The 24,623-nt window shown below is 47.6% G+C and carries 24 protein-coding genes; all 24 read right to left on the reverse strand.

Annotation, left to right across the window (positions count from 1 at the left end):
• Positions 1-263: 263 nt before the first annotated feature.
• Positions 264-1,739: a sodium/pantothenate symporter gene (gene panF, locus DT065_RS10320; RefSeq protein ID WP_114373102.1), complete on the reverse strand. Its 1,476-nt coding sequence runs from the start codon at positions 1,737-1,739 to the stop codon at positions 264-266.
• Positions 1,736-2,017, reverse strand: coding sequence for a YhdT family protein (locus DT065_RS10325; RefSeq protein ID WP_114373104.1), 282 nt, complete (start codon positions 2,015-2,017; stop codon positions 1,736-1,738). The genes panF and DT065_RS10325 overlap by 4 nt, the downstream gene beginning before the upstream one ends.
• Before the next feature lie 624 nt (positions 2,018-2,641).
• Positions 2,642-3,967: a UDP-N-acetylglucosamine 1-carboxyvinyltransferase gene (gene murA / locus DT065_RS10330; RefSeq protein ID WP_114373106.1), complete on the reverse strand. Its 1,326-nt coding sequence runs from the start codon at positions 3,965-3,967 to the stop codon at positions 2,642-2,644.
• A gap of 413 nt (positions 3,968-4,380) precedes the next feature.
• A complete protein-coding gene (locus tag DT065_RS19320) occupies positions 4,381-4,935 on the reverse strand; it encodes a DUF1146 domain-containing protein (RefSeq protein WP_227002549.1) in 555 nt (184 codons plus the stop codon).
• A gap of 46 nt (positions 4,936-4,981) precedes the next feature.
• Positions 4,982-5,380, reverse strand: coding sequence for a F0F1 ATP synthase subunit epsilon (locus DT065_RS10340; RefSeq protein ID WP_114373107.1), 399 nt, complete (start codon positions 5,378-5,380; stop codon positions 4,982-4,984).
• A gap of 27 nt (positions 5,381-5,407) precedes the next feature.
• Positions 5,408-6,811 (reverse strand): F0F1 ATP synthase subunit beta, encoded by a 1,404-nt coding sequence (gene atpD, locus DT065_RS10345; protein ID WP_114373109.1) that lies wholly within the window; start codon positions 6,809-6,811, stop codon positions 5,408-5,410.
• A gap of 43 nt (positions 6,812-6,854) precedes the next feature.
• The gene (gene atpG / locus DT065_RS10350; RefSeq protein WP_114373111.1) at positions 6,855-7,727 is read right to left on the reverse strand and encodes an ATP synthase F1 subunit gamma; all 873 of its coding nucleotides are present in this window, start codon (positions 7,725-7,727) and stop codon (positions 6,855-6,857) included.
• Positions 7,728-7,757: 30 nt separating this feature from the next.
• The gene (atpA, locus tag DT065_RS10355; RefSeq protein ID WP_114373113.1) at positions 7,758-9,269 is read right to left on the reverse strand and encodes a F0F1 ATP synthase subunit alpha; all 1,512 of its coding nucleotides are present in this window, start codon (positions 9,267-9,269) and stop codon (positions 7,758-7,760) included.
• Positions 9,270-9,286: 17 nt separating this feature from the next.
• On the reverse strand, positions 9,287-9,832 hold the full coding sequence (locus DT065_RS10360; RefSeq protein WP_114373115.1) for a F0F1 ATP synthase subunit delta: 546 nt from the start codon (positions 9,830-9,832) through the stop codon (positions 9,287-9,289).
• A complete protein-coding gene (gene atpF, locus DT065_RS10365; RefSeq protein WP_335743546.1) occupies positions 9,829-10,332 on the reverse strand; it encodes a F0F1 ATP synthase subunit B in 504 nt (167 codons plus the stop codon). Before atpF ends, DT065_RS10360 begins: the two co-directional genes overlap by 4 nt.
• Before the next feature lie 86 nt (positions 10,333-10,418).
• Positions 10,419-10,640, reverse strand: coding sequence for a F0F1 ATP synthase subunit C (gene atpE / locus DT065_RS10370; RefSeq protein ID WP_114373117.1), 222 nt, complete (start codon positions 10,638-10,640; stop codon positions 10,419-10,421).
• 81 nt (positions 10,641-10,721) lie between these two features.
• Positions 10,722-11,426 (reverse strand): F0F1 ATP synthase subunit A, encoded by a 705-nt coding sequence (atpB, locus tag DT065_RS10375; RefSeq protein WP_257791154.1) that lies wholly within the window; start codon positions 11,424-11,426, stop codon positions 10,722-10,724.
• Positions 11,427-11,449: 23 nt separating this feature from the next.
• Positions 11,450-11,839, reverse strand: a complete 390-nt coding sequence (locus DT065_RS10380) for an ATP synthase subunit I (RefSeq protein WP_114373119.1) — start codon at positions 11,837-11,839, stop codon at positions 11,450-11,452.
• Positions 11,839-12,069, reverse strand: a complete 231-nt coding sequence (locus DT065_RS10385) for an AtpZ/AtpI family protein (protein ID WP_114373121.1) — start codon at positions 12,067-12,069, stop codon at positions 11,839-11,841. The genes DT065_RS10380 and DT065_RS10385 overlap by 1 nt, the downstream gene beginning before the upstream one ends.
• 184 nt (positions 12,070-12,253) lie before the next feature.
• Entirely contained in the window at positions 12,254-14,467 is a 2,214-nt protein-coding gene (locus DT065_RS10390; protein WP_114373123.1) for a S8 family serine peptidase, read from the reverse strand.
• Positions 14,468-14,897: 430 nt separating this feature from the next.
• The gene (upp, locus tag DT065_RS10395; protein WP_114373125.1) at positions 14,898-15,527 is read right to left on the reverse strand and encodes a uracil phosphoribosyltransferase; all 630 of its coding nucleotides are present in this window, start codon (positions 15,525-15,527) and stop codon (positions 14,898-14,900) included.
• Between the two features lie 118 nt (positions 15,528-15,645).
• Positions 15,646-16,881, reverse strand: a complete 1,236-nt coding sequence (glyA, locus tag DT065_RS10400; protein ID WP_114373127.1) for a serine hydroxymethyltransferase — start codon at positions 16,879-16,881, stop codon at positions 15,646-15,648.
• A gap of 228 nt (positions 16,882-17,109) precedes the next feature.
• Positions 17,110-17,658, reverse strand: a complete 549-nt coding sequence (locus DT065_RS10405; protein WP_114373129.1) for a TIGR01440 family protein — start codon at positions 17,656-17,658, stop codon at positions 17,110-17,112.
• Positions 17,659-17,676: 18 nt separating this feature from the next.
• Complete coding sequence (gene rpiB / locus DT065_RS10410; RefSeq protein ID WP_114373131.1) at positions 17,677-18,114, reverse strand: ribose 5-phosphate isomerase B; 438 nt, start codon at positions 18,112-18,114, stop codon at positions 17,677-17,679.
• A 36-nt stretch (positions 18,115-18,150) separates the two neighbouring features.
• Entirely contained in the window at positions 18,151-18,576 is a 426-nt protein-coding gene (locus DT065_RS10415) for a low molecular weight protein arginine phosphatase (protein ID WP_114373133.1), read from the reverse strand.
• 350 nt (positions 18,577-18,926) lie between these two features.
• On the reverse strand, positions 18,927-19,481 hold the full coding sequence (locus DT065_RS10420) for a manganese efflux pump MntP (protein WP_114373134.1): 555 nt from the start codon (positions 19,479-19,481) through the stop codon (positions 18,927-18,929).
• A 289-nt stretch (positions 19,482-19,770) separates the two neighbouring features.
• Complete coding sequence (locus DT065_RS10425; RefSeq protein ID WP_114373136.1) at positions 19,771-20,928, reverse strand: ArgE/DapE family deacylase; 1,158 nt, start codon at positions 20,926-20,928, stop codon at positions 19,771-19,773.
• 1,864 nt (positions 20,929-22,792) lie between these two features.
• A complete protein-coding gene (locus DT065_RS10430; RefSeq protein ID WP_114373138.1) occupies positions 22,793-23,836 on the reverse strand; it encodes an L-threonylcarbamoyladenylate synthase in 1,044 nt (347 codons plus the stop codon).
• A gap of 114 nt (positions 23,837-23,950) precedes the next feature.
• Positions 23,951-24,532, reverse strand: a complete 582-nt coding sequence (locus DT065_RS10435) for a stage II sporulation protein R (RefSeq protein WP_114373140.1) — start codon at positions 24,530-24,532, stop codon at positions 23,951-23,953.
• Positions 24,533-24,623: the final 91 nt, after the last annotated feature.

Consider the following 24,623-nt stretch of genomic DNA (forward strand, 5'->3'; position numbering starts at 1 on the left):
TATATATGGCAGAAAAGCCGTTACTAGAACACAAAAGAACCAAGGCACGGCGTCTATGTCAGAAGATGGAACACTCAGGGAAGAACCCCGATTGCGATGCACAGGAGGTGGTAGTGCCGGCGTTGCCACAGACGTGGCGGTTTTAGCCGGCATACCTCCCTAACACCTCTCTGATGGAAGTTTCACTTTATCCCAGTGGTAAGCGTCCGTAAATCAACCCCTAAGCGGGAGTTAACGGGCGTCTAACACCCCGATTGGTTCAACTAACCATCAGAGGGAAACCCGCCCTCTGATGGAAGTTTCACTTTATGTGTAGCTATACTGGCAAGGACGTAACCAACCAAGGAGAGCAAGACAGGAATAACAACAGAATGCATTCCGAAAGGTCCCATTTGTCCAAAGGGTTCTCCAATAAAAATATAGATGACGATATAGGAACCGATGCCTAAAATCATCGATGCCAACGCGCCATACCGGTTTCCTTTTGACCAATACAAACCCAGCACAAGCGGCCAGACAAAAGCAGCTTCCAACCCGCCAAACGCAAATAAATTCAACGTGATTAAAAATTCCGGGGGACTAAGCGCAAAAAGGACAACCGATATCCCTAGAAAAGCAGTCACTCCGATGCTGACTTTCCTGATTTTCTTATCCGTAGCGTTTGGATTAATGTAATTGTAATACACATCTTTCACGACAGCGGAACTAACCATCAAAAGAAGTGCATCAACGGTAGACATAATCGCGGCCAACGGCGCGGCAAGCACAATGCCTGCCAACCACGCGGGCAGAACGGTCATCGCCAGGGTAGGCATGACATTGTCGGCAACCTCGAGACCGGGGATAATCGGCCTGGCCAATACCCCGGCCAAATGCATGCTGAACATCATAAACGCCACGACAAATGTGCCAATAATCAACGCCCGATGCATGGAACGGGAATCTTTGTAGGACATGGCGCGCACAGCCACTTGCGGCAACCCGACAACCCCGGCACCGACAAGAATCCAAAAGGAAGAGACATAGACGGACGTCAAATCACCTTCGGCCCCAAACGGAGAAATCAACCGTTCGTTTTCGGCGGCGAGGTCACTCATGATATTTCCCATGCCTCCACCTGCTATAATAGTTGCCACAAGCAGGACGAGTGTACCAACAAACATAATCAACCCCTGCACGGTATCGGTCACCGCGATCGCCCGGAAGCCGCCGATAATGACATAGATAAGAACCGCAACGGCAAAAATAAACAGGGCGGACGTATAGGACAATCCGGTAACTACTTCAATAAGCCGTGCGCCCCCCACCCATTGGGCGGCCATCGCCGAAAAAATGAAGACGATAATACTGCCTGCGCTGATGAGTACCACGAGCGTGCTGTTATATCTTTTTTTAAAATAATCAACCAGCGTGATCGCATCGTATTTACGAGCCATAATTGCAAATTTTTTTCCCAAAATCATGAGGACGAAATAACCGGTCGCTACCTGGGACATGGAAAGAAGCACCCAACCGAGGCCTTCATGATAAGCGGCACCTGGTCCGCCGATAAAGCTGCTCGCGCTTCCATATGTAGCAATCATCGTCATTGCAAGAATTAAGCCACCGAGCTCTCGACTGCCAAGAAAATATTCCTGCATAAAATTGCTTTTGCTAAACACGTGTTTGGACGCCCAATACCCGATCAGAAAAACAACAGCAATAAAAAAGAGCAACGGGACAATGGTTTCCCAATTCACGAGGATCCATCCCCCTTCTCATCAAGAGGCACTTCTTTGAAAAAAAGCTTCACCATCACGGCAACAAGAATAACCATGATCCCAGATCCAATCAAACAGCTATAAAAAAACCAAGCCGGCATGCCCAAAATAAACTCATACTCCGCGACCGGTCGGGAACCTAAACCGTAAGCAAACGCGTACCACCAAATGAAATTAAAGATCGCGAGACCAATACCGATCAGTGCTTCGCGATTGGCCACTTTAAAGCGCGGATCCTGTTTATTTTTTCCATTCACTTTGGCTTCCCCCTTTATTGCTATCTTAGCGGATTATGTCGAGATGAAAAAGTAAAATTATTTAAAAGCTTGAAACCCATTTACTTTGTTATGTACGACCGATACTAACCGCACCATTGGAAACGATATAGTGCAATGTTTCAAAATTTCTGTCCCTTCAGTATTTCCGGGTTCCCGATGGATCGACTAGAGGAACAGCACAAAAGAAAAGCATCGTGGTGATTTCACCAATGCCGAGCATGCTTCGGCATCACAACCTCCCTTTGCGTCTCGGCCATGCCGAGGCCTTGTTTTTTCGGCCTCCGAGTACTCCTTGCCGGCTTCCTTCCTCATTTCGATCATCGTATCAATGATAGAACTCATTTCGAGCGCCGATCAATCACTTCTTTCCAGGTTCCGTAAACGGGGGAAATTTTCTGAAACACACCACTAGGCACTCGGACAATTTTTCAGCAAAAACCTTAGAAGCATCCGAGCTGGCGTCCATTTCGGACTAATGTAAGAAAGCTCATCCCCATGAAGTGTCCAAACCCGCGCTTCTTCCGAAAAGTTATAAGGTCTCCGCACAATAAAAAAGAACCGAAACCGGGGACGGTCTCCGTTCTTTTTTGCGCTTTCGTGTTTTTAGTGAATGGCTTCATTATTTATTTCGATCGGTGCCGGATCAACAGCGTCCGGTTCTTCCTCGACGGGGACACGTTCCACATTTGCGCCCAATAGTTGCAGTTTCTCATGGAAGTCCACGTAGCCTCGGTCAATATGGCGAAGTTCCATTAATGTTGTCTCACCTTCGGAGACGAGACCGGCAGTAACAAGTGCTGCAGCTGCTCGCAGATCCGTTGCGGAAACTTCTCCGCCCGTCAGGCGAGTAGGTCCCGTGACGATGGCAGAACGGTCCTCAATTTTAATGGAAGCGTTCATCCGCCGAAATTCTTCCACGTGCATGAATCGATTTTCAAAAACCGTTTCGGTGACAACACTGGTTCCTTTCGCTTGCGTAAGCAAAGTCATGAACTGTGCTTGCATATCTGTCGGGAATCCGGGATGCGGCATGGTTTTAATGTCCACCGGCCGCAATATATCCGGGCCGATGACACGCATGCCGTTGTCTTTTTCTTCGATAACGACACCCATCTCGCGCATTTTTGCAACGAGCGGGCGTAAATGTTCAATAAGCGCGCCTTCAACAAATACATCTCCGCCCGTAATGGCTGCCGCTACCATAAAGGTGCCGGCCTCCACCCGATCGGGAATAATGGTGTGATCAGCAGCTTCCATGTGATCGACGCCATCGATACGGATCGTGTCAGTGCCGGCGCCGCGAACACTCCCGCCCATGGCATTCAAGTAATTGGCGAGACAAACAATTTCGGGCTCTTCAGCCACATTCTCAAGAATCGTCGTTCCTTCGGCCATGGCTGCAGCCATCATAATATTTTCCGTTGCGCCCACGCTCGGGAAATCAAGGTAGATTTTCGCTCCTTTTAAGCGGCCATCCACACGGGCCTCAATATAGCCTTGCCCGATTTCCACTTTTGCCCCCATTGCTTCAAAACCTTTTAAATGTTGATCAATTGGCCTTGATCCGATCGCGCACCCTCCCGGCAACGCAACATTGGCGCGTCCGGTGCGCGCGAGCAACGGCCCCATAACTAGGAATGATGCACGCATTTTTCGGACATACTCAAACGGGGCATTTGGGCGTAACGTATTTCGCTCCGCGTTTGCTTTGAAAACACCGTCTTCATACGATACATCCATTTGCAAGTGATTTAATACATTTTTCATCGTGTATACATCTGCTAAAGGAGGCACATCATAGATGGTGCTGGTTCCTTTTTCGGCCAACAATGAAGCTGCAAGTACAGGGAGAACAGCATTTTTGGCGCCTTCCGTCCGCACTGTCCCTTTTAGCTTCTTTCCTCCTCGAACAATAATTTTTTCTTCCAACGTATTCCCCTCCGCGTCCAGTAATCATTTTTTAGCACGTGCTTATCGGTCGTTGACGAACAAAACAAACCGTATTGGATCGCTAGGCAACCATTCATTTGGTTTATCCTATTCATTTGTTTAATTAGGCGTTCCCTTCACCGTGGAGAGAAAACACGCCTATTCTATCCGTTTTCGATGTAATTCGACAAAAACAAACCAATAAGTAATATAGAGTGTCCTCATTTTATTTGACGACATCGCCTACTTAAGGTTACATTTCATGTAAAGAACTTCGCCCTTGTCAATCCCTTCCCAGTTCATTAACCGATTAAACCATTTGTTGCTTTTTGTATTTGTAGGTCGATTTCTCTTGATTTATCGTTAGTGTTTACAATTGTGGTCGAGGCATACTTCATGCCGTCCAATCTTTTTTAGAAAAAATAACGAAGATTTAATGCCTGGTTTAAGTAATCAAGGAAAAAACTGCTGACTAAATGTGTAATCGAAATAGCTATCAGAAAAAAAAGCAGGATTCCTTTTGCCCCTTGCGGATGACGAACAAGGACATCAAATTTAAACGCCTGTAAGCTCCACCAAACGATAACCAATACAAACAGGTTGAAGAAAATATGTAGCAAAGCTTGTTGTCCGAATTCAATTTCACCCGGCATTCGTTTTAACGTCCTTTCTTCCTTCCGTGCTTCTTTTGGTTCTACATATATATGCGAACCCTTTTCTGTTGCACACTCGTTAGAATTGACCCCCTGTACGATCGATTTGTACAGCAATAAAATTATACCAAAACAAAAATGCCCTGTCGACAACATTCTCACGCTGTTTGTTACAAAACTGTAACCATCCATCTGAATGTATTCGAGCGGTTTTGTTTTATGCCGATATGCAAAAAAAGAAATTCGCTTTGAGATATGCTTCTCGCCGGTATTTACATATTTTCTGCGGATATTCCCATATTTCCTGTCGATCATGCATTAAAAAACCGGAAGAGTCCCTAACAAACTCTTCCGGTTCTTTTTATCTGCGCTCCGCTACACTAAGGCGGGTTTCTGCACGCGATAATGCTTGTTGTGCTCTTTTCTTATCAATATCTTCTTGATCTTGATTGAGCCGATTTTCCGCTCGTTCCTTGGCTCTTTGTGCCCGCTCTATATCAATGTCTTCCGGAACCTCCGCCGACTCGGCAAGAATGGTAACTTTATCGGGCCGGACTTCCAAAAATCCGCCACTCACCGAAATGCTGTCTTCCGTGCTTTCATTTTTCACACGCACGGCGCTGGTTTGGAGGGGCGCGACTAAAGGAATATGCCGGGGCAAGACACCGATTTCGCCTGATTCCGTTTTCGCCGAGACGATATCGGCTTCATTTTCATATACGTTCCCGTTTGGGGTAACGACGTTCACACTCGTTTTCAACGTAATCGTCCTCCTTTACCCACGGGCTTAGACCATTTCTTCCGCTTTTTTCGCCACGTCTTCAATTGGGCCAACAAGCCTGAAGGCGTCTTCCGGAACGTCATCGTACTTCCCATCCAAAATCTCTCTAAATCCGCGGATCGTTTCTTTCACCGGCACGTAAGATCCTTTTTGTCCGGTAAATTGTTCGGCCACGTGGAAATTCTGGGAAAGGAAAAACTGAATGCGGCGTGCACGAGAAACGGTCAATTTATCGTCTTCCGACAACTCATCCATTCCGAGTATCGCGATGATGTCTTGAAGTTCACGGTATTTTTGGAGCGTTTGCTGTACTTCTTGAGCTACTTGGTAATGCTCTTCTCCAACAGTCTCCGGCGCGAGTGCCCTGGATGTTGAATCCAATGGATCCACGGCAGGGTAAATCCCCATGTCCGAAAGACTACGGTCGAGGTTTGTCGTTGCATCTAAGTGTGCAAATGTTGTAGCCGGCGCCGGGTCTGTATAGTCATCGGCAGGGACGTAAATCGCCTGGATCGATGTAACGGAACCTTTTTTCGTGGTTGTAATCCGTTCTTGGAGCTGCCCCATTTCCGTTGCCAATGTCGGCTGATAACCAACCGCGGATGGCATGCGTCCGAGAAGGGCAGAAACCTCTTGGCCTGCTTGCGTAAAACGGAAAATATTATCGATGAAAAGTAAAACATCCTGGCCTTCTTCGTCACGGAAATGCTCAGCCATCGTTAGGCCGGTTAACGCCACACGCATACGAGCGCCCGGCGGCTCATTCATTTGTCCGAAAACCATCGCTGTTTTTTCAATGACCCCGGAATCTTTCATTTCATAGTAAAGGTCGTTTCCTTCACGGGTACGTTCGCCAACGCCGGCAAAAACGGAAATCCCGCCGTGCTCCTGGGCAATGTTGTTAATTAGTTCCTGGATCAATACGGTTTTTCCAACCCCGGCGCCGCCGAAGAGACCGATTTTTCCACCTCTAACGTAAGGTGCGAGCAAATCGACGACTTTAATGCCGGTCTCAAGTACTTCTGTACCTGTTGTAAGATCCGTAAACTCGGGTGGCTCACGGTGGATCGGCTTTCGTTCTGCTTCGTCGGCGCCGATCGGTTCATCCAAGTCGATATTTTCCCCTAAAACATTAAAGACACGACTTAGGGTAGCGTTACCGACAGGCACAGAAATCGGTGCTCCTGTGTCACGAACAAGCGCCCCGCGTTGTAGACCTTCGCTTGAGCCCATGACGATGGTACGCACATTATTATCCCCTAAGTGAAGGGCTACTTCGAGCGTTACATCTGCCGTTTCTTCATCGCTTTGGTAAACGATAAGAGCATTGTTCAGTTCAGGAAGCTCACCGCTGTCAAAGCGAACGTCAATGACCGGCCCAAGCACTTGGGTGATATATCCTTGACTCATCTTTTTACCTCCTTGCTTATCTGCTTGTCACGTTAACCGATGGTTACTCCAATGCTGCTGCCCCACCGACAATTTCAGTGATTTCTTGAGTGATCGCGGCTTGACGTGCACGATTGTAAGACAACTGCAGCTCATCCAGTAGGTTGTCCGCATTGTCGGAAGCTGCCTTCATCGCGGTCATCCGAGCTGCGAATTCCGCTGCTTTTGCGTCCAGAAACGCCCCGTAAATCAAGGTTTCGGCATATTGAGGGAGCAGCTTTTCAAGAATCACGTTTTCCGAAGGTTCATATTCATAGTTAGCCGTTGCCCCTACGGTTTCTTCCAGTTGCTCAGCCAAATCCGTTAAAGGCAAAAGTTTTGTCTCCGTTACATCCTGTCGCATCGTATTGACGAAATGGTTATACCAGATGTACAGTTCGTCAATGTTCTCCTCTTCAAACATTCCAACAGCTTTGCGAGTAATCGTTTTTACCTCATCAAATGTTGGGTTATCCGACAAGCCCGTGTATTCCATTTCAACCGGAAGCTGTAGACGTCTCACCAAATCACGGCCGATTTTCCCAATAATGATAATCTCGTATTCATCAGCAGATTGATGCCTCTCTTCGATGGTTCGCCGTAAAGATCGCATCAGATTAGCGTTATAGCCGCCTGCCAACCCTTGATCCGATGTGACGACGATGTAGCCGGTTTTTTTAACTTCACGTTGTTCCATCATCGGATGGCTGGCATCACTGTCGCCCATGGCGATACTGGCCACCACTTCCTGGATTTTATTCATATAAGGCTCATAAGCTTGAGATCTAGCCTGGGCTCTTGATTGTTTTGAAGCAGCAACCATTTGCATCGCGCCCGTGATCTGCTTCATATTTCTCGTAGAGCCAATTCGATTTTTTATTTCACGGAGTGAAGCCAATCTCGATTCACCACCTTTTCACGCCGGTCCTTATTCATCAGAAGGGTGGAAGAGTTGCTTGAAGTCTGCAATCGCCTTATCGAAGTCTTCTTTTTCCGGCAATGTCCCCTTCTGGCGAATGTGATCGAGCACTTGTTTATTGTTTTGTTGCATATGCGTATACAGCTCTTTTTCAAAACGACGAACGTCTTGTACCGGAATGTCGTCCACAAAACCGTTCACGAGTGCGTATATGATCGATACTTGGTACTCCACAGGCAACGGTTGATTTAAATCTTGCTTCAACAATTCCATCGTACGCTCGCCCCGGTTTAACTTTTCCTGGGTCGATTTATCCAGTTCGGATCCGAATTGAGCAAATGATGCCAATTCACGGTAAGACGCTAAATCAAGACGCAGCGTACCGGCAACTTTTTTCATGGCTTTCAGCTGTGCTGAACCACCAACACGGGATACGGAAGCCCCGGCGTTCACCGCGGGCCGCTGCCCGGAGTTGAAGAGTCCGGATTCCAAGAAAATTTGCCCGTCGGTAATGGAAATAACGTTTGTGGGGATATACGCGGAGATATCACCCGCTTGCGTTTCAATAAACGGCAATGCAGTTAATGAACCGCCGCCTTTTTCATCATTTAACTTTGCCGCTCTTTCCAAAAGACGAGAGTGCAAATAGAACACATCTCCCGGATAGGCTTCACGTCCCGGTGGTCGACGAAGCAAAAGCGAAAGCTCACGATAGGCTGAGGCTTGTTTGGTTAAATCATCATAAACGACGAGGACGTGCTTGCCGTTATACATATACTCTTCACCCATGGACGCGCCTGCATACGGAGCGAGGTACAATAATGGCGCGGGATCAGAGGCGTTTGCCGCAACAACAATTGTATAGTCCAATGCACCTTTTTGACGAAACGTTTCCACCAGTTGAGCGACGGTCGATTTCTTTTGGCCGATGGCGACATAAATGCAAATAACATCTTCTTCTTTTTGATTCAATATCGTGTCGATCGCGATCGATGTTTTCCCGGTTTGCCGATCCCCGATGATTAATTCTCTCTGGCCTCGGCCGATGGGAACCATCGCGTCAATCGCTTTAGTACCGGTCTGCAATGGTTCCTCAACGGATTGACGATCCATGACCGAGGGAGCCGGGCTCTCGATGGGACGTGTTTTTGTCGTACCTATATTCCCTTCGCCGTCCAAAGGTTGTCCAAGAGGGTTTACGACCCGCCCGAGAAGTTCTTCACCGACAGGGACCTCCATAATGCGTCCGGTACGCTTAACCTCGTCTCCTTCGCGAATATCATCATAAGGGCCGAGGATGACGACACCGACGTTATTTTCCTCAAGGTTTTGCGCCAAACCCATAACGCCAGTAGAGAATTCAAGCAACTCCCCGGACATAGCGTTGCTTAAACCGTGTACACGGGCAATCCCGTCACCGACCTCTATAATTGTACCTACTTCGCTGACTTCAACGTGCGATTGAAAATCTTCAATCTGTTCCTTGAGCAGCGAACTGATTTCATCAGGTTTGATGCTCATTTCCTTCACCCCTTCAATTACCGGTTAGAGACAATTTTCCGTTCCATTCGCCGCAGCATGCCTTGCACACTGCCATCGTAAACGGTATCTCCGACTCGTACGATCAAACCGCCAATCAAATCATCATCCTGACGATCCGTCACGACGACTTGGCGATTGTTCACTTTTTTTGTAAACTGACGTGCAAGCTCTTCTTTTTCCTTATCGGAAAGCGGTCGAACCGCGCGCACATCCGCCCGTGCAATCTGAAACACGTCGTCTGTAAGGTTCTGAAATGTTTGAACGAGGGAATCAACGATATTGATACGCCCACGATCTGCCAATAAAAGAAGCATATTCATAACGAAGGGATGGCACTCGGAAAACCCTTTTTCCAGTAACGCTTGCTGTTCCTCCGTTGACATCTTCGGGTGCGCCATGACTTTCTGAAAAGCCGGTACGGAATGAAAGACTGTCTGAACGCCGTGCAGTTCTTCGTTTATCTGCTCAACCACGCCTTTTTCATTCGCCAGATCAAAAAGCGCCTTCGCATAACGGTTGGCTACTGCCGCCGGTGCACTCATTCGTTACCAACTTCTTTTAAATAGCTGTCAATGAGCTTCTCTTGTTCGTTTTCATCCAGTTCCTTTTCGATCACCTTCGTAGCAATCGCTACCGACAGGCTGGCGACTTGATCACGGACGGATTCCAACGCTTGCTCTTTCTCTCGATTGATGTCGGACACAGCTGCTTCTTTGATTCGATCAGCTTCTTCTTTTGCATTATCGAGAATTTCTTTTCCTTGTTGCTCGCTCATTTTCGTTGCGTTATCAAGCATTGCTTGCGTTTCTTCACGCGCTTTTTTCAATTCTTCGCGTTGTTGTTCCAAATATTGTTCCGCTTCAACACGGTTTTTTTCAGCATTATCCAGATTATCATTCACTTGCTGTTCACGCTTTTTCATAACGCCGAGAAGTGGTTTTAACGCCCAGCGGCTGACGACCCATATGAGCAATGAAAAAATAACCAGCTGATACAATGCATTGCCCCACTGTATATCCGCTATAAATTCCATCGTATCCATTCCCTATCCCACTCCTTTCTGTGATACATAAGGAATGGCGAAGGTTCCGCCGGGAAACGTCATCGCCATTCCAATTGCCTTATCTATTATCCGCCAATGCCGAAGACTAGCATGAAAGAAATCGCGATGGCGATAATCGGGACGGCTTCTGCAAGCGGAATACCAATGAACATTAGCGTTTGTAATGATCCCCTGAGTTCTGGTTGACGAGCTACTCCTTCCAATACGGCTTTTACGATAATCGCGACGCCGATCGCTCCGCCAATCGCCGCGAGTCCTGCTGCAATCCCTGCTGCCAATTGAGCCATTGGATGAATCCTCCTTTAATGTAATACAAAATATTATTGATAACATACCCATGTATAAATGGGAAATCGTTATTCATGTCCTTAATGCGATTCAACTTTGTGAGCCATATAAACCATCGAAAGCATAGCAAAAATGAACGCTTGCAAAGCACCTAGGAAAATACTGAACGCCAGCCAAGGGGCTAACGGTATCCAAGCAAGAAAAAAGCCTAAGGGTGCTGCGAATGCAAGTGTGACAATCATAATCGTAACAAGTTCTTTTGCAAAAATATTGCCGAACAAACGCAATCCAAGTGTCAGGAAATTTGATACTTCCTCAATGATCTTAAACGGAAAAAGAATTGGTGATGGGCGAAAGTAATCAGCAAAATATTCCTTCGCTCCCCTTATCTTAAATCCGTAGATGTGCGTGAGAATAATCACAAACCCAGCCATCGTAAGGGTGAGTACAGGGTCCGACGTTGGTGAATTCCACAATACATAGTGATCGGTGTCTGTGGCCAGTTCAAATGGAATCCCCAGCATATTGGCTACGAATATATAAAACAAAAGCGTATAAGCCAATGCAATGAATCTTCCGCCTTTATCCCAGGCCATGTTGGATGTAATGATGTATCTTGAAAAATCCATGACCCACTCAATGAAATTTTGCAAACCGGTCGGTCGCATCGCGAGCTTTCTCGCACCAATAATGCTGAAGGTCGCTACGATAATCGCCGCAATGGTCGACATGAATACCACAGAAAAACTAAAATGCAGATCAAAACCGCCGATCTCCCAGGTCAAGGTTAAATCCTCATGCACGTTGTTCACCTCTCTTTTTGTAATTGTAGAAACATATCCACCATAACGTAGATATAAAGCACGGCGTACCCTGCCAAAATAGCGATCAAATGGAACATATCGGGGAAAGTCAGGGCAATGGCAACAATCATAACTATTAGACCATACCGAATAACAAGCCCAAACACCGTAACCAGGTAGGAAGCAATCCCCGGCGATTTCCTTGTCGTTATTCTGTCGATCACTAGCGCTTTCAAATAGATGGTAGTAAAGCTGAACAAGCAAGCAGCGATACCGATTAAGATGCTAAAAATAACAGAATGATATGCAGTCAGGAATAAAGCAGCTACACTTATTAAATAAACGATCGCCACTGTCCAATAGTAATGCTTGATTCGGTGTCGCAACAGCGGCATTAGTCATCATCCCCCAAGAAAGGTTTGACCGCTCGTACAACACCATAGAAACCTGCAATAACGCCCATCAATAAACCGATAAGTACGAAGATGGGCGTGGTATCAAACTGTTCGTCCAACCAATATCCCAGCAAGACCCCGCCTACGATCGACCCAACGAGTGAAGACAAGATAGCTGAGACCAGCACCGAACTGCGCCACAGGTTACGCTTGCCGTTCCCTTTGGCCATGGAGTTTCTCCCTTCGACCATAATCCCATTGTAAGTAATGAATCACCAATCAGATATCCTTAGCTATCTTACAATAGGGACCACCTCCTGTCAACGGCTCCAATCGGTTTAAAAGCGGGAGAACGGCAAAGATTTCGGCGTAATTTCAATATGTCAAAACGATGACAATTGCAGCATACCCTCACTAATTTTCGAGAACCGCAATTTGCGTTTCCAGCGTGTCTTCGCGATCTTTATATTTCGCATAGACGATGACATGGTAGATGCCTGGCTCCAAATGAATCTCATCTGCATGGAATTCTTTTTCGAATGGTCCTTCGGGAAGATTTGTTTGGCGGTCAAGGGTTCCCACATACGCGAACGTATCCGGCTCATAAAGGGTGATCTCTAGTTCTTCAGCACCACCTGGCAAGAAAACTTCATACATCCAATAGTCGCGGTCGGGTACTTTTGCAAATTGAAATCCGCTTAGCCGCGGATAATCCGGCTCGTCACTAAAGAGGAGAAATGGAAGGGTGACGTCTTCCCTCCCGCCACTCACGTTGATTTCCCCATCTATACGCTTGAAATCAATGATATCCGGTTGGATTTCAACTTTAATGGTTGCTGTTTGCTTTTCTCCCGGTTCTAATGTGATTGGCATCGGCATTTTCCAATTCAACCCGGTACCTAAGGAAGTCGGAACATCGAATGAATACGTGCGTTGGTACGCGCTTTGATTCTCAATCGTGATGTCTCTTTCCAGACGCTGATTTGATTCGTCTGCTTCCCATACGCCAAAAGACAGCGCTCCCGGGTAAACGAGCGTATCATTTTCAATCGCCGCGCCAATGTCCACACGTCCCGCCCCTTGGACAAACGGTGGATAAGTCTCTCCTTCATCGGTAGAAAGTGAGATCGCCGTATTCATAAGCGTCGCTTTCACCTGTTCCGGCCCCCAATCCGGATGCGCTTGTTTTATCAGTGCCGCCGCCCCTGCAATGTGTGGCGCTGCCATGCTCGTGCCGTCTAATTCCTGATAGCCTTGAGGTACGGTGCTATCAATATCTACACCGGGCGCGACCACATCTGGTTTAATATCCCATGTTTGGGTCACGGGTCCGCGGGAACTGAACATAGCCATATGATCGGTTTCTTCTACATAAATGGTTTCAATGATCACCTCCTCGTTTTCATTTTCGTTTATTGTTTTTTTTAAGTGATTGCCTGCTTTGTTGTCTATAGCCGCTGCGGTCACGTTCATCTCTTCTTCCATCCCGGCCATAAACGGTCCCGGCACGTTATTCATAAGCAAAACTGCGTCAGCTCCGGCATCGCTCGCGTTTTCTATTTTCGTTTGGATCGGAATGCCTCCGCGTTCAATCAATACTGCGCGGCCACGCACATTTGCCAAGTCTTCCGGCAAGCCAAGACCCCCGTCAACAATATTTATCCGTCTCTTCATATCCCAGGGATTGGTCCCTTGAATAGGTTGCATATCCACCTCGCGATCTTCTTCATTAATCTCGGGTACCGTTAATTGCGGTACTTTTAATGGGGGAGTTGAAGCACCCACGGAAATCGATTTTTCCGATGTCCCGGGTGAACCTACGCTCCACATGTCAGGGCCGCTGTTGCCACTCGAAGTAACCGTGATTATTCCGGCTTCCGCCGCTTCGTCCAACGCTTTGCTCGTCGGCCAATCCGGGCCGTTGACAGGGTTTCCTAATGATAGGTTCAGAACATCTACCCCATCAACTACCGCGCGATCAATCGCTTCGAGAATTTGCTCCGTGGAGCCTTGCCCTTCAGGGCCCAACGCCCGGTATGCATAGAGGTCCGCATCTGGAGCCATCCCCCGCACACTTCCATTCGCAGCGATAATTCCGGCAACGTGTGTCCCGTGAAAAGTAATCGCTTTACTCTTGACTTTCGTCTCCATCGGATCATGATCATCATCAATAACATCATAACCACCCGCGTAATTTTTTTGTAAATCGGGATGATTGTAATCAATGCCAGTGTCGATAAGCCCCACCTTCACCCCGTGTCCGTTAAGTTGAATGCCTAAGTCGTCAAGTTGCGTCCGTATATCTTCCGCCCCTATAAAGGGCACACTTTCCCGTAAGGCATGATCATATTGAACACTTTCGTCGACCCGGCTTACGCCCGGAACGTTTCTCAATTGATCGGCACTTGTCTCCGGAAGCGTGTAAGCCATGCCGAGAAAAGCGTTTGAAAATATGTAATCTGGCTCGTAATCTGTACGTTCTTGAATCTCCTCCTGAACGGCTTCCGGGTCATCATCCACGTGTACGATCATGGTTTTCGTCTCTTCCTGACCCTGAACATTACTGCCGGTTCCTAACGCTAGAATGGAGAAAGCAAGGATAAATAATAAACGCCACCGAAGTTCCATGTGAGCCCTCCTTTGCGTCTGTCGTCATCCGCCTCCTTGGAAACGAATGTAGGACTCCCATAGTTTGTACGCTCCCTGAAAAATTCATGCAGATGGAAAGGGAGAGCGATCAGATCCCCCGGGAGCCATAAACCTTCCATGGTTACCATAACAAGAGTGCCCAAGTTGATTCGGGCTTCATAAAGCGTTCATGTTGGCCTCGTATTGGATTTACGCTACGGTTTCAGGCATCATAAACCGCTCATGGCGACCGGAATAGAAGTTATCTAGCTGGTTCAGGCTTCATGAAACCTTCGGGATGACCATAACAGGCGTTACCCTGCGTTTAGTCGTCGTAACCATTTGCCTTCGCGAAATTGAAGCTCGCCTAGACTCTCCTCTCTTCCATCAAAAAAACCGCCACTTTCTCATGGCGGTCTTCGTCTTTCTTTTATTTTGTTCCGAAGAGGCGATCGCCTGCATCTCCCAAGCCGGGAACGATGTAGCCTTCTTCATCAATCTTTTCATCCAACGCGGCGAGATAAATATCAACGTCCGGATGTGCTTTTTGAACTTCTCCGACACCTTCGGGAGCCGCGATTAAGCACATCAATTTCATGTTGCGTGCGCCTCGTTGCTTCAGTGCATCGATTGCTGCTACAGCGGACCCCCCGGTGGCAAGCATAGGATCAATGACAATGAGATCACGCTCTTCAATATCTTTTGGGAGCTTAATATAATATTCGTGGGGCATGAACGTCTCCGGATCGCGGTAAAGTCCTACATGACCAACCCTGACGTTCGGCATTAACTTAAGTATTCCGTCCATCATTCCCAATCCGGCCCGCAAGATCGGGATAAGCCCCAGCTTTTTGCCCGCAATCACTTTCGACGTGGAAGGCCCGACCGGTGTATTAACGGTCACTTCCTCGAGGGTTAAATCCCTTGTAATCTCAAAAGCCATCAAGCTGCCGACTTCATCCACCAGTTCGCGAAACTGTTTCGTCCCGGTCGATACATCTCGGATATATGTAAGTTTATGTTGGATCAGGGGGTGGTCAAATACGTATATTTTTCCCAAGCGATTCACTCTCCTTTAAGTATCCGCATCTTATATCCTTCAAAATTGTACAGAAAAAAAGAACCAGCATCAAGCAGCGACCTGCCATGATGATGGACAGGTCGCTAACAATCACACGTTATTCATATAATGGATGCTTATTCGTCAAGGCGCTCACGCGTTCACGTGCTTCTTGTTGCTTCGTGTCATCATCCATATTTTTTAACACTAAGCCAAACAACGCGCCGATTTCATCCATCTCTTCCTCTTTAAAACCACGTGTCGTAACCGCTGCTGTGCCTAGTCGAATGCCGCTCGTAACAAACGGGCTTTCAGGATCGAAAGGCACCGCGTTTTTATTCGCGGTCAAACCTGCCTCATCCAATGCTTTTTCAGCTGCTTTTCCGGTCAGATTCAAACTTTGCAAGTCCAAAAGCAACAGGTGATTATCGGTGCCGCCGGAAACAAGGTCGATGCCTTCGTTTCGCAAAGCCTCTCCAAGCCGTTTGGCATTTTTTATAATTTGATCTGCATACGTGGCAAAAGCAGGCTCCAGAGCTTCTTTAAAAGAAACAGCTTTTGAAGCAATCACATGCATGAGCGGTCCGCCTTGCATCCCCGGGAACACCGACTTGTCGATTTTCTTCGCGAATGCTTCTTCACACAGAATCAGCCCGCCCCGAGGGCCCCGCAATGTTTTATGTGTCGTCGTTGTGACGAATTGGGCGTGAGGGACAGGGTTCTGATGTTTGCCCGCGGCAACAAGGCCGGCAATATGGGCCATATCGACCATGAGATACGCGCCTACGTCATCGGCAATTTCACGGAATTTCTTGAAATCAATTTCCCGCGGGTACGCAGAGGCGCCGGCAACGATTAATTTCGGGGTATGTTCACGAGCAATCTCCTGTACTTTATCGTAATTGATTCGCTGATCGTCCTCGTTCACGCCGTAGTCCACAAAATGGTATTGAATGCCGCTAAAATTGACGGGACTTCCATGTGTAAGATGGCCGCCATGGGATAAATTCATGCCAAGCACGGTGTCCCCAGGTTCCAAAATGGTAGAATAAACTGCCATGTTCGCCTGGGCACCGGAATGTGGCTGGACATTGGCATGTTCGGCACCGAAAAGTTCTTTTGCGCGATCTCGGGCTAAATTCTCGGCTACGTCGACATATTCACAACCCCCATAATAACGGCGCCCCGGATAACCCTCCGCATATTTATTCGTCAGCACCGACCCTTGGGCTTCCATGACTGCTTCGCTCGTAAAGTTTTCGGAAGCGATCAATTCAATTTTATTTTTTTGCCGAAATCGTTCATCTTCAATGGCGGCAAAAATTTGCGGATCTTGTTGCTTAACGTTTTTCATGTATCCTTTCCGCTCCTTTCCAAGCTTAAAAGATGTATGTTTTTTCTCCCGGTGATAAGCGCCCGTAAAACTCCCGCATCAAACCCGTAAGCGGGAGATAACGGGCGCTATCACCCCGATTCATTCAACTAACCATCAGAGGGGGATAAAAAGAATCCCATCTGATGGAAGTCTCCCTTTATTTTAACACGAGAAAGCCCACGTGGGCAGATACGTTTTTTAATTGGATTACGTTCCGGGATCGGGATAACTCGCACGCGGACCGCCGATATATTTCGGGCGTGTACGTGCCATCGTCACGGGGGCTTGGCCAATAAAAGCTTCACTGCCGCGAACGGGAACAGCGACATGCTTTACGTGCATCCCGATCAACGTTGCGCCGATGTCAATGCCTGCATCCGCACGAACAGTTTCCGCAACAACCATGTTTTCCCCCTGATCATAGGCATATGTCGCGAGCGATCCTCCTGCTCGACGGCAGGGGATGACTGACACAATTTCCAAATCATGTTTTTCAGCGTAATCACGCGAGACGATAAGGGCACGGTTTATGTGTTCACACCCTTGATATGCGACGAAACATCCTACTTTTTTACGAAAGCGCTCAATAGCATGAAAAACATCCGCCGCGATTGCTTCTGAGCCTGCGCTGCCGATACGCTCGCCCGCGATTTCACTCGTACTAGCACCTACGACGAGCAAGGAGCTCGGGGATAGTTGTGCTTGGGCGTTTAATTCATGCAAAAGATCCTCCAAAACTTCTGCCTTCGTTTTCATCTCCCTCCCCCCTCTTTCTCATTGCTCCGTCTCCATCACTTTTTGAATTCTGCTCGCGTGTCGGCCCCCTTCAAATTCAGTGGTAAGCCATTTCTCAACGATTGCTTTTGCAAGGCCGGGCCCGATGACTCTTTCACCCATGGCTAGCACATTTGCTTGGTTATGAAGCCTGGACATTTCTGCACTGAATACGTCATTTACGAGCGCACAACGGATACCGGGAACTTTGTTCGCCGTCATCGACATCCCGATTCCCGTGCCGCAGATAAGGATTCCCAAATCGTATTTTCCGTCCGCTACCTGCTGAGCCACAGGTTTTGCGAAATCCGGGTAGTCCACACTTTCTGAGCCGTCCGTGCCAACATCATTATATTCAATTCCTAATCGCTCGAATAAAGGGAAGATTTCTTTTTTAAGCGCCCAGCCGGCATGATCTGAGCCAATGATAATTTTCATCTTCTAAAGCAGCTCCTTTCGGTTCTATGAACGCTTCTATTCGATACGTTCCAACATTTGTTTGATTTGCTCCGCGGTCCGTCGATACTCATCAAGGTCCCCGCCAACCGGATCTGTTATGTCTTCGTGAGCACCGCCCGCGGTTGCCAACGTCATAATTTTATTTTTATGTTCAGGATATTGTTGTTCCATTTGCAAAGCTTGTGCCTGTGTCATTGCCCATACGTGATCCGCCCATTCCAACAGCGACCCTGTTAATCGTTCAGCATGGTGCTCATCCAATGTTGCTCCATGTTCACGGACAACGATGCGCGCGTGAGGTGTAGCCGGGCTAGCTGCTAGCGCTTGCGTACCGGCCGATTTCACTTCAATGCCTGTCTCTTTCGCAGCTAACAGCGCCTCGGCCATCGGACTGCGGCACGTGTTGCCCGTACAAACGAGCAAGACCCGTTTTACGGCCATTCTTTTTCCTCCTCGATCTCTGCTTTATCCCGGTGTATAAGCACCGCTATTCCGGAGCTCAGCCATCGGAAGCCGGAGGTCGGAAGATCATTCTTTCCTGGAAAAGAGTCTTCCGACCTCTGGCCTCTGCATCTGACCTCCGTCTAAGGGGCGACTAACACCCCGGCTGCGACGCACAGGAGGTGCTAGTGCCGGCATTGCCACAGGACGTGGTGGTTTTAGCCAGCGTACCTTTTTAACCATCAAAGGGGGGCGAAACCGCGCCTCTGATGGAAGTTCATCGTATGTTCATTTTAACATAAATGGATGGTTCCTGCCGCTGGAAAGAACATGCGTCCTCTCCATTGAACTTATAAGCCCATAAATAAGGAGCGAAACGTATTTAACCCATATAGTAAAAGAATCATGCCGCCCAATAATTCACTCCAACTACCGATACGACGGCGAGTCAATGTTGCAAACTTCAGCCCCGCCCACGTTAAGACGGCACTCGTTATGCCAAACACGAAAATAACCGCCACTGTTTCAGCACCAAGGATTCCGAGTGAAATACCAATGGAAAAACTATCCAAACTAACAATGAATGCAAATAAACATAAGCCTATTCCATGTAATTTCACGATTGGTTTTTCTTTGCTTTTGCGACTTGACCTCATCATTTGAAACCCAATCCATATAAGAATAACCCCTGCGATACAATGCACAGCATCCAGGCTGTATACATTTGCTAACCCATGACCAATCCCGATACCGACAAGTGGCATGAACATGTGAAACAAACCTACTACCATACTTGCTTTAACTGCATGAATACGAAAAGATTGAAAACCAAGTGCCATCGCCATCGAAAACGCATCCATCCCTAATACTATTGCCAATAATAACGTACTGAGCAATTCGGTCATTTTCTGACCCCCTGTCTCTCACCAACCTATGCGGACAAGGGGTTGAATAGAAATGTGGAAGGAAAAATTATTGAGCGGAAACATTGGAGCGATACGGGGAGGGTGGAGAATTCCCGTGTTCATGCCGGCTGATGACCACCATACGAGCGACACTCTCAAGCTTTTGGGCTTCATCGCTAATGGATAACGTCTGTGAACGTTTCATTTTTCGCTGTGGCAGCTCAACACATAGCGCTTCCTCTTATTCCTTTCGCCCCCGCTCATTACGCACGAAAATCGCTACACCAAGTCAACTTAAGTATTCCTGCGAGACAGCCTTGAATAAATCAATCGTGCGCAAATAATCAGCAATATTCACATACTCATTCGGTTGGTGCGCGGTGCTTCCTTGAATACCGCTCCAAATAACGACCGGAAATTTCTTTTTATTTTTCATAAATTGGGAACCGTCGGTGTATCCACTCATCCCCCGGGGTGTTTTTCGCTCGCCTGTTTCCAATTCGTAAAAATCCAATAAAAAATTAACAAAAGCGTGATCCGATGCCGTTTGCATGGGAAGCAAGTCATTTTCAACATGAATATCCGCTTCTAAATCCGGGACATCTTCTTTCACCTCCTCGATAACGTTTTGGATGTCGGCAACAATTTCGTTGTGATTTTGTGAAGGAACAGTACGAATGTCCATTTTTAACGTACAGGAATCTGGAACGACGTTTGTGTTGCCGCCTGCGGAAATGACATTCATGCTATACGTAGGCTCATCGAGAAGCGGATCACGACTGAACTTCATCTGAAAACGTTCACTGAGGAGTACATTTATGATCTCATTCATATGTACCAATGCATTCACCCCTTGGTGTGGGCGCGAGCCATGAGCAGTCTTTCCGTAACAAGTAATTGCTACCCAGAGCGCACCCTTATGGGTGACAACGATATTCGATCGCGTCGGCTCGGCAATGATCATAGCATCAAGATCATCGGCATACCCTTCCTCAACGAGCTGCTTTGCACCGACGGCCCCGGCTTCTTCCCCTACCGTTGCCAATAGTTTCACATCTCCCGAAAGGGGGACACCCGCTTCTTTTAATTGGATCATGGCCATCACACATGCCATGAGACCGCTTTTCATATCGCAGGCTCCCCGAGCGTAAATCTTTCCATCGTATTCTTCCGCAGCGAATGGCTCATGGGACCATTTACGATCGCCTGTCGGGACAACATCCATGTGACCACACAACCCGAGCACCTTGTTCGTACTCCCATCCCCTTTTAGCGTGGCAATCAAATTCGTACGCCCATTAGAATAAGGGACCCGTTCGGTCTGAATCCCGTATTCAAAGAATAACTCCTCGAGTGGTTCCGCCACCCGTTCCTCATTCCCCGGCGGATTCACCGTATCCGTTCGCAAAATAGCTTTCAGCCAATTAATTGCTTGTGATTGTTCCATTCTATCCCCCATTTCTATTTGTTTCACGTGAAACAATACGGCGCGCTAGTACAACGTACCAGAAATTCTTTCCCTATGCATTCAAAGCAGAGCAGAGCAGCAAGTGGTCGAACATATATTCTGTGTGTTGATTTGTCATCATAGAATCGTTTAAAAAATCACCTGGGATTTTTGCTCTAATTATATAAACGTTTGAAGCACGTGTTCTAAAAGCGGCTGATATCGCAGCGTTTTCGACGGATAAACGATACAGCGTAGGAGATGCGCGAAGCGCTGGGGCTGATCTAGCCATGGACGTCGTCGTTGAATCTTCAAAAATTTGTGTCTCACGAAGAATTGATCCAAGAAGCAAACAGAACTAAGAAAGGCATCGAGGAGATTTCGAGACAGCAACAATTGAATCGTGGAAAAACAGTGGAAAGGAACCAAATGAATAGAAGCCTGGTACGTTCCCGTGCTGCTTCGGCTCCCCAGCACAGCGTTGCTCTCTTTTTATGCCGATGTTGCCTGCCCTTCGACATATTCCCTCCTCGTTGCCCTCTTTCCATGCCAATGTCGTGCATCACTTCGACTTGCGCACACGCCTCGGCCTCATTTCATGCCGATGATGTCCTTCTCTCGGCAGTCTCGCTCCTCTTCGTTCTCCTTCCATGCCGATGCCGTACATGTTCAGGATTGCAATCTAGTATCGTTGTTTGTGTCGATGATCGAACGCGTGTCCACTATTCGGATCTATTCGATTACTCAGACCTTTTTCAAGATCCGCCAGCAGGGAAAGAATTTCTGAAACACCCCTCTAGTGCATATTGGTGATTTTTCACCTCATACCCTTGGTTCATCAAGGATCAATTTATCATGCAATCGTTCAAAGTGTTTCTTTGGACAGCAGAAGCTTGGCTACTATAACAAGTGACCATTAGTTTCTACACTAGTGCAGAGTGGTCGAATTATCCGGTCACACCCAGGGGCAACATCGAAAAAGCATGAGCGCTCCCTCGTTTGGCTGTATGGATGCTTCTTACGGATTTTTTTGCAATTCAACCTCTGGATTTGCCTGTATGGATGCTTTTTACGGACAATTGTTGCCGGTCCGCCGATGCCGTTATACGGCTGCTGTACGGGCAACGACCCGACGAACAAGATGTCCGACAAAATGGCTTGGCTAGAAATCGATTATAATAATGAGTGTATTGCGTCAATCGATAAGCCAAGTCTTCAACGGAATGGAAGCTGGTTCTTGGATTGATTACCTCGTGGGATAGAAATGCTAAACCAAATTTCTATTTGATCGAGCCATGAGCAGTGTTTCGGAATATAAATGATCGGAGGCATACTTCGGCTTACCAGCGCTCCTATGCTCTTATTTCAGGCCGATACTGTCCTTCCTTCGGCATAGTTGCAGCGCTTCGCTTCCTTTTTCATGCCGAAGCCAAGGATGCTTCGGCTTCCGAGTATGCCTTTGCCCTCCTTTCATGCCAAAGCCGTCCTTTCTTCGACATGTTCGTTGCTCTCCGCCCCCTTCTCATGCCGATATCTTGGTTATTTCGGCTTCCACACTAGTGCATATGGCTTAAATTATCCACCCCACACCCTTGGCTCACCGATTGTTTTGCATAGGGCGGATAATATCAAACAAACATCTAGGTTTTGGTGCAACAACAGAGGGGAACACTTATTTTAGGCATTCTGCACTAGTGCAGAATAGACGAATAATGGTTATACCTGGAAAGTACCTGAACTTTATACGTCACAAACAACGCCTTGGTGAGTCAAGGGAGTCAACGGGAAATTCAACCAATGCCACATTAGCTGCTTGAATGTTTCGCCCCCAAATATTGGAGGAACTCTCCCCGCCCCGCCTGCTTTATCGGTTAGCCGCCTTGTACAACCGGTTCATAATCGCCTTGCCGATCCCTGTTTCCGTAAATGTTTGCACAAAAAGTACATCCACATCCATTTTATCCACAGCTCTCAAATGATCATATAAATGCGATGATATCGCTTGCAGATCAGTCTCATCGCCTAACACTAAAATCTCGTCTGCTGAAATTTTGTCCACACGATCCGAGGTGATCGCTGCTGCCACCCTTTTCCCTTCCATTTTCGCCTCGCCTATTCGCGCTTGCATGACAACATAGGAACCATCCACAAGCTCAACATTGGTATCCGGGGAATAATGGCGATATTTCATCCCCGGCGCCCGCACATTGCCTCTTGTTCCATCCCTACGTTCGACAGACATTGATAAACCGAGCGTTTCTTCCATCTCTTCTTCTGTAATGCCGCCCGGGCGTAAAATCCGCGGAGAGTCCTCCCCGCCGCTAACGTCTACGACGGTGGATTCGAGGCCATATCCGGTACTTCCCCCATCCATAATTGCTGCCACCCGTCCATCCAGGTCCTCCTTTACGTGTTCCACTCGAGTCGGACTCGGCTTTCCCGAACGATTCGCACTTGGGGCCGCGATGGGCAAACCTGCTTTTGATATAATTTCGCGCGCCAACCTGTGTGCCGGCATGCGCACTGCCACCGTTTCGAGGCCGCCCGTGACCACCGAGGGCACACGAGCACTTGCAGGAAAAATAAGCGTCAAAGGACCCGGCCAAAAATGTTCGATCAGTTTTTCAGCGTGAAAAGAAAGAGACCCACGTATCAGCGGATATAACTGGGCCATTGAACCAATATGTAAAATAAGCGGATTATCGTTCGGACGTCCTTTGGCTTTAAAAATTTTTTGCACAGCCCGTGTGGATAACCCATTAGCCCCCAACCCGTACACTGTCTCTGTCGGAAAAGCAACAAGCTCCTCTGCGCGTAGGATGCGGGCGGCCTTTTCCACACAATCTTGAAACGTTTGTTCATCAACATGATTATCCACAACTAAGTGATCTGTCTGTTGGTAACTCAATGTTCTTTCTCCTCCATGTCCATCACACCCTTTCACAACAGGAAGTAAACCTACATTCCACTTATCCACATATTAATGGGGTTTATGCACAACCCTCTGTTTTACACGCGTCAGCTATGCTCCAAACCAGCCGTCCCAAATCTCAGCAAGGAAGAACGAAAATTCAGGCTCTTCTTCCTTTTTCTCTTTCTCCGTCTCTTCCTCTTCTTCCCCGATGCCAAGGTCCGATAAACAAAGGGGCGGAAAAAGCACGCACCACCAGTTTTTCCCTTCTCCGTCTCCGATTTCGATAACCAACGCCTCATAATCTCCTGCCGGGTAAACAAGCGGGCCGTACACCCGAGTGGGGAATTTCACGTCTTTTTCCAACGACACGTCCACCGGCATCGAAACGTCATAAGCATCGATCACTTCTTCCGCTTTTTCTTCGATTGTCTCCAAATGTGCGTCGAATACGTCTCGGGCCGCTTCTTTTGTCGGCATATCCTCCATGTATTCGGCACTATAGACAGCCACTTCGTCTCTCACTTCTCGCTTGATTTCTTGTTGAAGCAATGAATCATCATGGGAAAAAATCCGCAGCCGGATCGAATCCTCCGGTACCGGATCCTCTTCTTGCCAATGCTGTTGCTGGCTTTCCCAATTTCCCACAACTAAAAATAAACCAATAAAAGTATAAGTAATAGCTAGTTTCATCGTTTAATCCCATCCTCTCCCTACCCGCAAGTCTGGACAAAAGAAAGAATGGGCTAAACGCAAAATCGTCCGACAAAGTTTGCGATTAATC

This window comes from Salicibibacter kimchii, assembly GCF_003336365.1.
GTDB lineage: Bacteria > Bacillota > Bacilli > Bacillales > Marinococcaceae > Salicibibacter > Salicibibacter kimchii.